Source organism: Flavobacterium sp. KBS0721 (assembly GCF_002007065.3).
GTDB classification, from domain to species: domain Bacteria; phylum Bacteroidota; class Bacteroidia; order Flavobacteriales; family Flavobacteriaceae; genus Flavobacterium; species Flavobacterium piscis.
In genome coordinates this window covers 1,842,545-1,855,872 of the sequence record NZ_CP042170.1, presented here as the reverse complement: position 1 = coordinate 1,855,872, position 13,328 = coordinate 1,842,545, and the positions used below count along the sequence as shown (strand labels likewise).

Below are 13,328 nucleotides of genomic sequence, written 5' to 3'. Positions count from 1 at the left end.
ATGAAAACATTTAAAGCAATATTTGAGCAATATAATTGGAATACCATTCAATCTAAAATATACAAAATAACTTCTCAGGATGTCGAACGAGCTTTGGCAAAAACCAAACGCAATCTCGATGATTTTTTAGTTTTGATTTCTCCTGTAGCACAAAATTATTTAGAGCAAATGGCACAGCAATGCCATGAAATCACTAAAAAACGTTTCGGCAAAACCATCCAAATGTATGCACCACTTTATTTAAGCAACGAATGTCAAAACATTTGTACGTATTGCGGCTTTAGTTTAGATAATAAAATCAAACGGAAAACGCTTTCTGATGCTGAAATAAAACTCGAAGTCGAAGCACTAAAAAATACAGGTTTCGATCACGTTTTATTGGTTACGGGCGAAGCAAATTATACTGTAAACATTAATTATTTCCTGAATGCAATTGACTTAATACGAAAAGAGTTTTCGATTATTTCTGTAGAAGTTCAGCCACTTTCTACCGAAGATTATAAACGTTTGCATGAAGCAGGTGTGTATTCCGTTTTAGTGTATCAGGAAACGTATCATCAGGAAGTATACAAAAAATACCATACCAAAGGTAAAAAATCAAATTTCGATTATAGACTCGAAACGCCTGACCGAATTGGAACCGCCGGAATACATAAGATAGGTTTAGGCGTTTTATTAGGTTTGGAAGATTGGCGAACGGATAGTTTTTTTAATGCTTTGCATCTGGATTATCTCCAAAAGAAATACTGGCAAACGAAATATTCCGTTTCTTTTCCCAGATTACGTCCTGCCGAAGGTATTATCGAACCCAATTTTATTATGGACGATAAAGATTTGACCCAATTGATTTGTGTCTATCGTTTGTGGAATGAAGATCTTGAAATTTCGATTTCGACACGAGAAAATGAAAAATTCAGAAACAACATTATCCCGATTGGCGTTACAAGTATGAGTGCCGGTTCTAAAACAAATCCCGGAGGCTATGTCGTTGATCCGCAATCTTTGGAACAATTTGAAATTAGCGACGAAAGATCGGCTAAAGAAATCGCGCAAGTCATAACAAATTCAGGTTACGAACCGGTTTGGAAGGATTGGGATAAATGTTATGGGTAAAGAAATTCCAATTTTTAAATTTCAAATTCCAACAATCTAAAATCAACAATCTAAAATTTCCAAAATGAGCATTATACAAGAATTTCTCCGTTATAACAGACAAACTATATTGCCTGAAATTGCTGACGAAGGTCAGGAAAAACTCAAAAAAGCAAAAGTTTTAGTAATTGGTGCAGGCGGTTTAGGCTGTCCAATTTTACAATATATTTCGACTGCAGGAGTTGGATTTATAGGAGTTATGGATTTCGATACTATTGAAATTCACAATTTACACCGCCAGATTTTATATACTGAAAATGAAATCGGTCAGGAAAAAGCGGTTGTTGCAAAATATGTAATTTCAAAGCTAAATCCTTTGATCGAAGTAATTGCAATTAGAGAAAAACTGACTGCTGAAAATGCAGAAAAAATAATTCAGCAGTATGATATTGTCGTAGATGGTTCGGATAATTTTGCAACGCGATATCTGGTAAATGATACTTGTGTTGCTTTACAAAAACCATTGGTTTACGGAAGTATTCTAAAATTTGAAGGTCAAGTTGCGGTTTTCAATCACAATGGCAGTAAAAATTTACGTGATTTATTTCCTGAAATGCCAGATCCAAAAGATGTTCCGAATTGTAATTTGAATGGCGTTTTGGGTACTCTTCCGGGAATTATTGGAACTATGATGGCGCACGAAACCTTAAAATTAATTCTGGAATTACCTGCTTTAAAAAATGAATTGGTACTTTTTAATACATTAAACTGGAACTTTACAAAACTGAATTTCTAGAAGACAATTTCATCGCCAACACTGATAATTCCTGAATTTAAACTCACAACATTGGTTCCGAATAAAACAGAATTATTCACTACTCGATATTTACTTAAGGTTTTGAGAGGTTCTTTTTTTAATTTACCATTATCAGGATCATTATTCACCATAATACATCTTTCGCATGTTTTTATATTTTTAAAATTTACTTCTCCAATTTTAAAAGTGGTAAAATCATCCTCTTCATGAGGAGTTTCTGTACTTATTACGAAGTTAGGGCGAAATCTTAAAACGGTAATTTTATCTGTTAATTTTTCGTTTAGAAAATCCATGCTTTGACTTCCTATCATTAAATACGGATAACCATCAGCAAGACTTACATTGAAAGTTTCTTTTAATTTTGAACTTTCATGTTTACGATCTCCGTTTTTGATGATTTTAACCAATTTACATTCAAAACCCAAATGTTCGCTAAACCATTTTGAAGTTGATTCATTCACTTCTATAACTTCGCTTTTATCATCCCAAACATTCACTTCTATCGAATGATCTAAATGTTCTTGAATAGAAAATTCATGCTTTTGATCCTTAAAAGTAATGCTGATTTTTTCACCTGAAATCTGCGGATAAAACTGACTCATAATACGATGTTCTCTCTGCGTAATCATTTGATTATCCGCATCAATTAACATCCATCTTCGATCGTTTTCGAATCCCATTTCTTCAGCCAAAGCTTCTTGGCAACTAATTCCGGCTAAACTTTTTATCGGGTAGATATAGATTTCTTTTACACTATAAATTGCACTCATTATTCCTTATTTTCTATAATAGACATAAATTCTTCACGATCGATTTCGCGGCAACCTAAACTTTCTAAATGCGGATTGTAAACCTGACAATCTAAAAGTTTGTAATTTTCTTTTTGTAAATAATTTACCAAAGCAATAAAAGCAACTTTTGAAGCATTTGATACTTTCGAAAACATACTTTCTCCACAAAAAACATGTCCTAAGTCGATCCCATATAAACCGCCAACCAAAACCTCATCCTGCCAAACCTCAACAGATTTTGCAATTCCCTGTTCATTCAGTTTGCAATAGGCATCGATCATTTCGTTTGAAATCCAGGTTCCGTTTTGACCATCTCGTTTTATGTTCTGGCAATTCGAAATAACCTCTTTAAAGTTCTGATTCAACGTAACTTTAAATTGATTTCTATTCAAAATATTCCGCATACTTTTAGATACAATCAACTCATCCAAAAACAAAACCATTCTAGGATCCGGCGACCACCAAAGAATTGGATCTCCTTCATTAAACCAAGGGAAAATTCCGCTTTTGTAAGCTAACTTTAATCGTTCCGGATCTAAGTCACCACCAATGGCCAGAATGCCTTCTTCATCGGTTTCTGAAACGGGAGGGAAAAATAAATCGTTGAATACGTAATACATATTTTTAAAAATTCCAATTTTTTAAATTCCAAATTCCAAGTGCTGATTAGAAAACCTTTGTCAAAGTTTAAAACTTTGACAAAGGTCTGCACGATTAATGTGCACTAAAAAGCGTGCAAAAACAAAATTCCAAACTCCAATTGCATATTTTATGAATTGGAATTTGGAATTTATTTTTTGAATTTTAAACGCTTAGAAAGGTAAATCGTCTGGTTCGTCTTCGTTTAAGTTTGTTGCCGGAGCAAAAGTTTCAGCAGTTGGCATTGCCGGAGTTTGTCCAGGACCTTCTGGCGCTAATCTTTCGATTCTCCAACCTTGAATACTATTGAAATATCTGGTTTCTCCTTGTGGATTAACCCATTCTCTTCCTCTTAAATTGATAGAAACTTTTACTGCCTCTCCTTGTTTGTAGCTACTTAATAAATCGCATTTATCTTGTGTAAATTCGATCAAAATATGCTGTGGATACTGCTCATCTGTGGTAACAACCAACTCTCTTTTTTTGAATGCAGCACTAACTTGTTGCTCTGGGTTCACCACTTTTACTTTTCCTGTAACTTCCATCTTCTTCTATATTAATTATTGTTTCTTTTTTATTTTTTTGCTAAAAGTACTTTCCATGCCGATGAAATATCATCTTTATTTAAATATTTTTTGGCTTCTAAATGTACCTTTTCCTGATCATCGGAACTTAATACTCCTTTCACCGAAAAGTTTTCTTTCACAAATATACTAACTTCTTCCGTTGTAGGCAAGGCTTCAATATTACCTAATTTCCCGAGATCATTTCCGTTAAAAACGGGGCTTTCCCTAATATAATTAGGGATTACATCTACACCAACACCTAATGTTGTAAGAGGTTTTGGCACTTCAAAAAGTCCCTGATTAGATCTTGAATACCAATTACTTCCCAATCTCGAAACCAGATCAATTTTATGCTGATCGATAGCTCCGTTTTCATCTAAAATTGCTTCGTGAATATGCATTTTTACCACTTCACAAAGAATCAAATTACCCGCTCCGCCCTGATCTCCTAACGGAATAATCTGCGTGACTTTGCACTCAAACTGTACCGGCGACTCTTTTACACGATACGGTTTAACAAAATCTGACGGAATTTGCGTTAATCCGGCTTTGATAAACTCGTTTACACCTTCTCCATATTCGGTACTTGCCAAGGAGGTTTGCTGCACCATATCATAATTGACAACATTTATCACCACTTCGCGAGTTGCCTCTGCATTGATCAACGTGTGTTTTACAGTATTATCCCGTACGCGGCGTGCCGGCGAAAAAACCAAAATTGGCGGATTGGCACTGAACACATTAAAGAAACTAAATGGCGACAAATTTGGGATTCCTTTTGCACTAATAGTACTTGCAAAGGCAATAGGCCTTGGTCCCACCGCGCTTTGCAAATAGCCCTGCAGTTTTGCCGTTGGAATTTCTTTTGGATCGATGCTAATCATAGATTTTTCTTTTTGACCAAATCTCATTTCTGTTAATGCAAAAGTAGAGAAATCGTTTTTGTCAAAGAAATAGTTTTAGATTTAAAAACAAAAAATCTTTAGCCGTTTATAAAATATTAAATGTGTTTATTTCGTTATATTTATACCTCAAAAAATAATTTATGTCTTTTTCTGAAAGAAGAAATACTACTCGTTGGATTATTATTTTCATTTCCTTTTTAATCATTTCTTTGATTCTTTGGAACACTTATACTTTTTTCCAAATTTTCAAAAATGAAGAGCGAATAAAGATGAATCTTTGGGCCAATGCTTCAAAAACGCTTATCAATGCTGATGAAAATACCGACTTGGATTTACCGCTTGAGATAATAAACAACAATAGTTCTGTTCCTGTTATGCTCACGATGTATGGCAAAGTAATTAGCTCAAAGAATATCCCTGATGAAATTATTGAAGATAAAGATAAATTGTCAGCGTACTTAGCCAATTTAAAAAATGAGAATGAACCTATTCTCATTGAATATGCTCCGGGAAAGCAACAGCAGGTTTACTATGGAAATTCTGCATTACTAAAGAAACTCAAGTATTATCCGGTTGCTTTATTGCTGATTATCTTTTTGTTTGGTGCTTTGATTTACAACTTTTACAAAAGTACCAAAATGGCCACTCAAAATAAGCTGTGGGCAGGGATGGCAAAAGAAACTGCTCATCAAATTGGCACACCTTTATCATCTCTAATTGGATGGGTTGAGATATTAAAAACAGAAGATATTGATCAATCGATAACAGTAGAAATAGAAAAAGACATCGAAAGATTGCAAACCATTACAGATCGTTTTTCTAAAATTGGATCGGTTCCTGTTTTAGAAGAACATAATATTATTACTGAAACGCTGCATATTTATGAATATTTGCAATCCCGTTTTTCTAAACAAGTTACTTTTTCTTATAATGCGCCAGAAAAACCTATTATGGTAATGATAAATCCAACGCTGCACAGCTGGACGATTGAAAATTTAGTTAAAAATGCTATTGATGCCATGAAAGGGAAAGGAAGTTTAGATCTTCAAATTGAACAGGATGCACATCATGTAAAAATAAATGTAAAAGATTCCGGAACCGGGATTGCTAAAAATCAATTTAAAACTATCTTCGAACCAGGATTCACTACAAAAAAACGTGGTTGGGGATTGGGGCTTTCCTTAACCAAAAGAATCGTTGAAGAATATCATAGCGGAAAAATAAAAGTCCTACATTCTGAAATTGGAAAAGGCACTACATTTCAGATTTCTCTAAATAAAAAAGTGTAGCAAAAATTACTTTACTACACTTTTTTTATGTTTGAATGTCAGGCTGAGCGAAATCGAAGCCTCTATGTTTTACAAATTTGCCTGAATACTTTTAGCCAAAGCTTCAAATTCTTCTTTAGAAAGTGATACTTTATCATGAAAACGCATTTCATCCATATGGTTTAATGGAATTAAATGTACATGCGCATGAGGAACTTCTAATCCTACAACGGCCATTCCTACTCTTTTGCAGGGAACGGTTTTCTCTAAAGCGATTGCAATTTTCTTAGAAAACTTCATTAGACCTAAATACAACTCATCATCCATATCAAAAATCTTATCGATTTCTTGTTTCGGAATACAAAGCGTGTGTCCTTTTGCATTTGGATTTACATCTAAAAAAGCCAGGTAATTGTCGTCTTCAGCAATTTTATATGCAGGAATTTCTCCGTTTACTATTTTCGTGAATATTGAACTCATCGTTTATTCGTTTATTTGATTAATCGTTTAACCGATTTAACGATTAAACATTAAACTTTTAAAAAAATTAGTCTCTTGTAATTTCAAGAATCTCAAATTTCAAAACTCCGTTTGGCACTGTGATTTCAGCTACTTCTCCAACAGATTTTCCCAGTAAGCCTTTCCCTATAGGAGATGTTACAGAGATTTTTCCTGTTTTCAAATCGGCTTCACTTTCAGCAACAAGCGTATATTTCATTTCCATTCCGTTGCCTTGGTTTTTAATTTTCACATTAGAAAGTACCAACGCTTTCGAAACGTCTAATTGCGATTCGTCTATTAATCTTGCATTAGAATATACTTCCTCCAGCTTAGAAATTCTCATTTCAAGTAAACCTTGTGCTTCTTTTGCGGCATCATATTCGGCGTTTTCAGATAAATCACCTTTGTCTCTTGCTTCTGCTATATCTTGAGATGCCTTTGGACGCATTACACTTTTTAAATGCTCCAACTCATCTTTTAATTTTTTTAATCCTTCTGCTGTATAATAAGATACTTTACTCATAACTTCGTCGTTTATATAAATACAAAAAATCCCATCGGGACGGGATTTTGTATTACAAATATACTATTATTTTTTATAGTACATAATTATATGTTAATCATATAAAAATCAAATCTAAATAAATTATTTTTGTTTCACTAATTCTTATTAAAATAATGAAAAAATTCTGGCTATTAATCGTCTTTGTTTCGCTACTTATTTCCTGCAGTGATAATAATAACAGCAACAAAAACCCAAACATACCAAGTTACCCTGTCAACCTGACCGTTGACATGAATTTACCTGCTTATTCTAATCTTAAATTTGTAAGTAACGGCGTTATCGTTCCTAATTACGGAGCAAAAGGAATTATCATTTTTAATGCCGGAAGTGGCTATAATGCATTTGATGCTGCTTGTCCTAATCAAGCTGTGACTTCATGTATTGCTATGACAATTAATGGCATCAATGCGGTTTGTTCCTGCGACAAAACAGAGTATAGCTTATTTACGGGACTTGGAGGACAAGAATATCCATTAAAACAATATCGAGTTGAAGTAAGCGGAAGTGTAATTCACGTTTATAATTAATATAAAAAAAAGCCTGAAAGTTTACATTTTCAGGCTTTTTTACTTTTACGCTTATTAAAATTTCAATGTCAGTCCGGCAAGGAAATTAATTCCTGCCTGCGGATAGTAGTAAGGATAAATATCCCACATGGCTCCGTTTGAAACATATTTTTTATCCAGAATATTGTTTACTAAACCGGTAATCATAATCGATTTGAAAACTGATTTTGGTTTTATTTCGTAAGAAATATTCAAATCGTTTACAAAATAATCCGCCAGCTTCGCTTCGGGCAATTCGATATTGTTCATGTATTGCTCTCCAACAAATTTTTGCAATAACGAAATGTGTAAACTCTCCATTGGGCTGTACACAATAATATTTCCGGCAATCACATTTGGCGAATAAGCAATATCTGTTGTTCCGTAGTATTGTCCTTCAACAGCTAAATCGACATTTTTATTGCTGCTTAAAGTAAAATTAGGTCTAAGAAGAAATTTCTCAGAAAGCTTGATCGTTGCATCTACTTCAAAACCTAAACGGTAGCTTTTTTCAGTATTGGCACGAATTGGCGCTCCAACATCATCTAATCTTCCGGTTAAAATCAATTGATCTTTGTAACCCATATAGTAGAAATTAGAATTCAGTTGAAATTTCTCTGAATTGAATCTCCATCCTAATTCAAAATCATTTAATTTTTCAGGTTTTACATTTCCGCCTTCGTAATCGGTTCTGTTGGGTTCACGATTCGCACGGGCGTATGAAAAATAAAGTGTGTTTTTTTGATTGATTTCGTAATTTAAACCCGCTTTTGGATTAAAGAAATTAAAAGTATCGTTTACTAAACCTGTTTCGGCACTATTGGCTTTGTACTGAACTCTTCTATATTGTAAATCCCCGTAAAAGCTAAATTTTTCTGTAAATTGATAATTGGCTTTTGCGAAGATGTTTCCATCTGTTTTGGTTGAATAATCATCATAATAATGATCGCCTAATTCCGACAGATCAGAATTTCTTGCCCAGATTACTTTTCCGTAATGATCGCCTTCATATTTGTTCCAGCCTCCACCAAGAATAACATCCAGCTTTTCTTCTTTGTATTTTACAGAAAAAGTTGTTCCGTAGAAATCATTGTCTAACCATTTCTGACGAATTAAATCTGTTCCGGGAACTAATTCACCCAAATCATTTTCAACCATTTTTGTTGGCTGAATTGGTCCGTATCCTTCTACTGGTTCATTGTATTTATAATTTTCATAAAATCCTTGTCCTTTTGTATAATGAAGAGCGAAGTTGCTGCTCCATTTATCAGACCATGATTCGCTCCAATGTAATTGATAATGGTTTTGTTTGTAATTATCGGTCTCATTGTCGTAGAAATGAACATTTCCTGCTTCATCTTTATATTTCCCTGCAGAATTGTAAGTTCGATCTGAATTTAAAGTTTCAGCATCAATTCCGTTCCAGGATTGGTAGGTTTTTTCAGTTCCACCAAAAACCAATGCTTTAATTAAAGTTGTTTTTCCTACGTAAGTTCCTTGCAGAAAATAGGATTTAAGATCAGAACTGGCACGATCTACATAACCATCAGATTTAATGGTAGACAAACGTCCCGCCAATTCAAAATGATCGTTTAATAAACCTGTGCTGAATTTTACCGTGTTTTTATTTGAATTGAAACTTCCGAAAGAACTCGAAATTTCTCCGGTTGGTTTTGAAGCGTAACTATCTGTAAGCATGTTTAAACTCGCACCAAAAGCTCCTGAACCATTTGTAGAAGTTCCTACACCACGCTGCAACTGCAAACTTTCTACAGACGAAGCAAAGTCCGGCATGTTTACCCAGAAAGTTCCCTGGCTTTCAGAATCATTATACGGAATTCCGTTGATGGTTACGTTTACTCTTGTAGCATCGCTTCCGCGGACTCTGATTCCAGTATACCCTATTCCACCTCCTGCATCAGAAGTAGTAACAACAGATGGCAAATAGTTCATTAAAACAGGAATATCCTGTCCTAAGTTTCTAAATTTAATTTCCTTTTTATCCATATTACTAAAAGTAACCGGAGTTTTTGTAGTAACACGAACCGCCGAAACTAACACATCGTCAAGTTTATTGACTTTGGTTGAATCTTGTTCCTGTGAAATAGAAGAAAGAGAATAGAGTAAAGAAAATAGAATAAAGAAAATAGATTTGGTTCTGCGCATTTTTTGAGCCTTAGAACCTTTGCAACTTAGTACCTCAGTACCTTTAATAATAGTTTTCATTCGTAAAGAATTACGAATAAAAGGGGGAATTATTCTTTGTTAAAATTAATAAATGTTTCACGACAAAATATAGTGTGCACGCCAAAATTGTCGTTTATTTCCCTTAGCGACATTACTCGCTCAGGTTCGTTGGGTATGATCTCAGCTCGTTATTTAGAGCACCCCTTTGAGACAGTGCAAATGTAAACTTTAAAAATCAAATTACAAGAATGAAATTCCAAAAAACTAAAATTCCAAATTCCAAAAACTCACGTCATGTATAGTTTGCAATTGGAATTTGGAATTTAAAAAATTGGAATTTTAATCTAAATCAGGTTTCCTACGAGATTGCTTTCTCTCAGAAATATTCTTTTTGTCCTTTATTCTTTTCTTAATTACCGATTTTGGTATTTTGGTTGCTTTACGGATTTTAGGAACGAATAATCCTTTTTTGATGATTTCCAGAAAGCGTTTTATCACAATATCTTTGTTTTTAATCTGGCTTCTGTCTTCATCACAGTTTAAAATCAAGACGTTTTCTGTTGTTAATCGGGAGGAAATATTCGTTAGCAAAAGTAATTTTTCTTCTTCAGACAAAGCCTGAGAAGTATTCAGGTCAAAAGTCAGTACTACTTTCGAAGAAACTTTATTTACGTTTTGTCCGCCCGCACCACTGCTTCTCACGGCTTTGAAACTTAACTCTGATATGATTTTTTCGATATCCATTATTGTGGCTGATGTGCTGCTTTTAATAAATCGTTTACTGTTTTCACCGGATTAAAAGTAATCAGGGGAACTGCTACAAAAATGGTTAGCCAATTGGCCATGGCACCATTCCATAATCCGGGTAATTCGTAGCTTTTGACTGTTTTTCCGTCTACACTTTTCTCGACTATAAAACCTGCTTTTTGATCTACAAATTGCAACAGATCAAAATTTTCATTTTTATAATTTTTGATTCCGCAAACTAAATCAACGGGATTGAAATGAGTTGCTTCAGCAAGAATTTCTGTTTGTTTTTTATTCGCCAAATCTACTTGCGATGTTTCGACAATCTGTAACGACACAGCGCCTTTATCATTTCTTACCCAAAACGGTCCGCCACCAGGTTCTCCTTCATTTTTTACCATTCCGCAAACACGAATTGGCCTGTTGAGTAATTCTTTTATTTTATTGACTTTATTTTCGAAAGTGAATTTATTAAAATCATTACTTAATTCAATATTGAGTTTCTGCATTAAAAAAGCAACGATTTCTTCGATGTTTTCTTCTTTTATTTCCTGCCTTTCAATTGCATCCAAATAACCGAAAACTTTTTGCTGTACTTTTATTAAAACACCGGCCAAAGCCTTTTTATACAATGCAATTTTATCAATATGATTTTGAATTACATTATCAATGTTCTTGATAAAAATAATATCCGAATCGAGCTCTTTTAAGTTTTCAATCAACGCTCCATGTCCGCCGGGTCTAAAAACCAAATTGTTTTCTTTGTCACGAACAGGAATATTTTTTGCATCTACACAAATAGAATCGGTACTTTTGTTTTGGTACGAATAACCAATGTCAATTTTAACTTTCGAATCTTGTTCTACTTTTTCCTTGAGTACCTCAACTTCATTTTCGAATAAAGTTTGATGTATTTCAGAAACTGTAAAATGTAAATTAGAAACCTGATTTGAAGTGGCATAATGCACACATTCATTCAAATGTTCTTCTATTGGGTTGGCTATATGCGTTTTATACTGATGAAATGGCAAAACCGCTTTTGGTTTGTTTGCAAAATCAAAATACTCCGGAGAAAGTAATGTTTTTACGAAGTAGTAATTTTTATAATCCCTGTCTAAAGTTTCAAAATCAGGATAAATCTCTTTAAGCTTTTTGTCTAATGTTTTAAAAAACGGAAACTTATCCATTGCCACAATAAAAATAGACAAATCACTGTCTTTTTTTCTATTGATATACGCATTTATAGTTTCTTTTTTAATGTCGAAATCATTCAGGAAAGCAGTTAAAAATTTAAACATTCTGCTTGCCGCACCCGAAGCCGGAACAAACTTTTTTAGTTTTAATTTTTCTTTTTGAAGATCAAAAAAATTCGCTTTTTCCTCGAATTCAGTTTCTGATAAACTTAAAATTCCGTTATTAATGGTTGCAGGACTTATTAAGTTGCTTTTTAAAATTCCGTTCCTGAAAATTTCAAGTTGTTTCAGAATTTTATCAAAAGGAATTCCGTGATTGTATATCTGAACAAAATCTGCCGACGAAAAACCATGCTGTTTTGCAACAGATAAATTATCTATAATTGAAGTTGCTTTTGCCAAACGGCTTTCTTTATTACCGGAAAGTGTTATAAAAGGCTTTTTAGTATCAATCAGGGTTTGTTTAAATACCGAGAATACAGATTCTCTTCCGTCAGGAGTATCTCTAATATCGTCTTTTTCCCAGGGAACATCAATATCGGTAAGGAAAAACAAATCGTATTCATGTTCTAGTGCAGCTTCGTTTAAAAGCGGATCGCAAAAGCCATAATACATTTCAGAAAAAACTTTGGTCACCATCAAATTAGTATCAGAAAACAAATACTTTTTTGCCGAGGCCAATCTTTTATTTTCTAATGCAACTTGTCCGTATGCAATAGGCAGCATATCATCGGCCACACAAATGTGTTGGTTTTCTTCCCATTTTTCCTGCAAATAATCACGTGCAAATTCGGGAACCCATTCGGTTTCGTAATATTCTGCAAGTTGTTTTGCCAATGTTGTTTTGCCCGTACTTTCAGGACCAAATAAGGCAATTTTTAGGATAGCTGTTTTTTGCTGTCTAAGATTTTTCTCCATTCTAAATAAGCTGAAATAGCCAAAATTGTAAAAATTAAATATTGTAGCGACAACATCCCTAAACCGCGATAGGCATAAAGAGGCACTACAATAATGTCGCCTATGATCCAAAGTGTCCAGTTTTCGATCTTTTTCCTGGCCATGTACCACATCCCTGCAAAAAATATTCCAGACGAAATCATATCGACATAATTGTCTTTATGAATTTCATAATCAAAATATTTATAAATTCCGAAAACTACAAAAACAGTTACAAAAAACAGTACAACTCCAATTATTTTTTCATTAACATTTGTTCTCGTAATAGGCAAATTATCTTCTGTGGTACCGCCTTTTCCCCAAACGTACCAACCGTAAATACTCATTATAGAAAAATACCCATTAATAATCATATCGCCAATATAACCTGCAACGTACAACAAATACACTGAAATTACAGTAGCAACTAAACCTGTTGGATATACCCAGATATTTTCTTTTTTAGCCAACCAAACACTTAAAATTCCACAAACAAAAACCAAAAATTCCAGAGCAATGTGCCAGAGAGGAGCGTTTTTGTAACTTTCAAGAAAAAAATCTATCATTGGACGGCTG

At 33.8% G+C, this 13,328-nt stretch carries 14 protein-coding genes and 1 riboswitch; of the genes, 4 read left to right on the top strand and 10 right to left on the bottom strand.

Annotated features, from left to right (window positions below; genetic code table 11):
- Entirely contained in the window at positions 1–1,113 is a 1,113-nt protein-coding gene (gene thiH / locus B0M43_RS08160) for a 2-iminoacetate synthase ThiH (protein ID WP_078006213.1), read from the top strand.
- Between the two features lie 64 nt (positions 1,114–1,177).
- Positions 1,178–1,888: a HesA/MoeB/ThiF family protein gene (locus B0M43_RS08155; RefSeq protein WP_078006214.1), complete on the top strand. Its 711-nt coding sequence runs from the start codon at positions 1,178–1,180 to the stop codon at positions 1,886–1,888.
- Here the strand turns inward: B0M43_RS08155 and B0M43_RS08150 are convergent.
- From B0M43_RS08150 to B0M43_RS08135, 4 genes are all read right to left on the bottom strand, one after another.
- On the bottom strand, positions 1,885–2,679 hold the full coding sequence (locus tag B0M43_RS08150; RefSeq protein WP_078006215.1) for an MOSC domain-containing protein: 795 nt from the start codon (positions 2,677–2,679) through the stop codon (positions 1,885–1,887). The two genes, B0M43_RS08155 and B0M43_RS08150, sit on opposite strands and share 4 nt — an antisense overlap.
- On the bottom strand, positions 2,679–3,320 hold the full coding sequence (gene aat / locus B0M43_RS08145) for a leucyl/phenylalanyl-tRNA--protein transferase (protein ID WP_078006216.1): 642 nt from the start codon (positions 3,318–3,320) through the stop codon (positions 2,679–2,681). Before aat ends, B0M43_RS08150 begins: the two co-directional genes overlap by 1 nt.
- A 192-nt stretch (positions 3,321–3,512) precedes the next feature.
- A complete protein-coding gene (locus B0M43_RS08140) occupies positions 3,513–3,884 on the bottom strand; it encodes a DUF3127 domain-containing protein (RefSeq protein WP_065448055.1) in 372 nt (123 codons plus the stop codon).
- Between the two features lie 29 nt (positions 3,885–3,913).
- Positions 3,914–4,789 carry a flavin reductase family protein gene (locus B0M43_RS08135; RefSeq protein ID WP_078006952.1) on the bottom strand — a complete coding sequence of 292 codons (876 nt, stop codon included), beginning with the start codon at positions 4,787–4,789 and terminating at the stop codon, positions 3,914–3,916.
- Positions 4,790–4,950: 161 nt separating this feature from the next.
- Here B0M43_RS08135 and B0M43_RS08130 point away from each other — a divergent pair, with 161 nt between their 5' ends.
- The gene (locus B0M43_RS08130; protein WP_078006217.1) at positions 4,951–6,099 is read left to right on the top strand and encodes a PAS domain-containing sensor histidine kinase; all 1,149 of its coding nucleotides are present in this window, start codon (positions 4,951–4,953) and stop codon (positions 6,097–6,099) included.
- 69 nt (positions 6,100–6,168) lie between these two features.
- Here B0M43_RS08130 and B0M43_RS08125 read toward each other — a convergent pair whose 3' ends face one another.
- Together B0M43_RS08125 and greA are read right to left on the bottom strand one after the other, a co-directional pair.
- Positions 6,169–6,558 (bottom strand): HIT family protein, encoded by a 390-nt coding sequence (locus B0M43_RS08125; RefSeq protein WP_078006218.1) that lies wholly within the window; start codon positions 6,556–6,558, stop codon positions 6,169–6,171.
- Positions 6,559–6,625: 67 nt separating this feature from the next.
- Positions 6,626–7,102, bottom strand: a complete 477-nt coding sequence (greA, locus tag B0M43_RS08120) for a transcription elongation factor GreA (RefSeq protein WP_065448058.1) — start codon at positions 7,100–7,102, stop codon at positions 6,626–6,628.
- A 155-nt stretch (positions 7,103–7,257) separates the two neighbouring features.
- On the opposite strand from greA, the gene B0M43_RS08115 reads away from it, so the two are divergent.
- Complete coding sequence (locus B0M43_RS08115) at positions 7,258–7,671, top strand: hypothetical protein (RefSeq protein ID WP_078006219.1); 414 nt, start codon at positions 7,258–7,260, stop codon at positions 7,669–7,671.
- A 54-nt stretch (positions 7,672–7,725) separates the two neighbouring features.
- On the opposite strand, the gene B0M43_RS08110 is transcribed toward B0M43_RS08115, so the two are convergent.
- The 4 genes from B0M43_RS08110 to pnuC form a co-directional block, all read right to left on the bottom strand.
- Positions 7,726–9,915 carry a TonB-dependent receptor gene (locus tag B0M43_RS08110; RefSeq protein ID WP_078006220.1) on the bottom strand — a complete coding sequence of 730 codons (2,190 nt, stop codon included), beginning with the start codon at positions 9,913–9,915 and terminating at the stop codon, positions 7,726–7,728.
- A gap of 81 nt (positions 9,916–9,996) precedes the next feature.
- Positions 9,997–10,091: riboswitch (TPP riboswitch) on the bottom strand.
- Between the two features lie 124 nt (positions 10,092–10,215).
- Positions 10,216–10,620, bottom strand: a complete 405-nt coding sequence (gene arfB, locus B0M43_RS08105; protein WP_078006221.1) for an alternative ribosome rescue aminoacyl-tRNA hydrolase ArfB — start codon at positions 10,618–10,620, stop codon at positions 10,216–10,218.
- Positions 10,620–12,734 (bottom strand): DUF4301 family protein, encoded by a 2,115-nt coding sequence (locus tag B0M43_RS08100; protein WP_078006222.1) that lies wholly within the window; start codon positions 12,732–12,734, stop codon positions 10,620–10,622. The genes arfB and B0M43_RS08100 overlap by 1 nt, the downstream gene beginning before the upstream one ends.
- Entirely contained in the window at positions 12,695–13,318 is a 624-nt protein-coding gene (gene pnuC, locus B0M43_RS08095) for a nicotinamide riboside transporter PnuC (RefSeq protein ID WP_078006223.1), read from the bottom strand. The genes B0M43_RS08100 and pnuC overlap by 40 nt, the downstream gene beginning before the upstream one ends.
- Positions 13,319–13,328: the final 10 nt, after the last annotated feature.

Bases quoted from the DNA above. Each gene is read 5' to 3' on its own strand.
- thiH (WP_078006213.1), top strand. From the start codon at position 1: ATGAAAACATTTAAAGCAATATTTGAGCAATATAATTGGAATACCATT.
- B0M43_RS08155 (WP_078006214.1), top strand. From the start codon at position 1,178: ATGAGCATTATACAAGAATTTCTCCGTTATAACAGACAAACTATATTG.
- B0M43_RS08150 (WP_078006215.1), bottom strand. From the start codon at position 2,679: ATGAGTGCAATTTATAGTGTAAAAGAAATCTATATCTACCCGATAAAA.
- aat (WP_078006216.1), bottom strand. From the start codon at position 3,320: ATGTATTACGTATTCAACGATTTATTTTTCCCTCCCGTTTCAGAAACC.
- B0M43_RS08140 (WP_065448055.1), bottom strand. From the start codon at position 3,884: ATGGAAGTTACAGGAAAAGTAAAAGTGGTGAACCCAGAGCAACAAGTT.
- B0M43_RS08135 (WP_078006952.1), bottom strand. From the start codon at position 4,789: ATGATTAGCATCGATCCAAAAGAAATTCCAACGGCAAAACTGCAGGGC.
- B0M43_RS08130 (WP_078006217.1), top strand. From the start codon at position 4,951: ATGTCTTTTTCTGAAAGAAGAAATACTACTCGTTGGATTATTATTTTC.
- B0M43_RS08125 (WP_078006218.1), bottom strand. From the start codon at position 6,558: ATGAGTTCAATATTCACGAAAATAGTAAACGGAGAAATTCCTGCATAT.
- greA (WP_065448058.1), bottom strand. From the start codon at position 7,102: ATGAGTAAAGTATCTTATTATACAGCAGAAGGATTAAAAAAATTAAAA.
- B0M43_RS08115 (WP_078006219.1), top strand. From the start codon at position 7,258: ATGAAAAAATTCTGGCTATTAATCGTCTTTGTTTCGCTACTTATTTCC.
- B0M43_RS08110 (WP_078006220.1), bottom strand. From the start codon at position 9,915: ATGAAAACTATTATTAAAGGTACTGAGGTACTAAGTTGCAAAGGTTCT.
- arfB (WP_078006221.1), bottom strand. From the start codon at position 10,620: ATGGATATCGAAAAAATCATATCAGAGTTAAGTTTCAAAGCCGTGAGA.
- B0M43_RS08100 (WP_078006222.1), bottom strand. From the start codon at position 12,734: ATGGAGAAAAATCTTAGACAGCAAAAAACAGCTATCCTAAAAATTGCC.
- pnuC (WP_078006223.1), bottom strand. From the start codon at position 13,318: ATGATAGATTTTTTTCTTGAAAGTTACAAAAACGCTCCTCTCTGGCAC.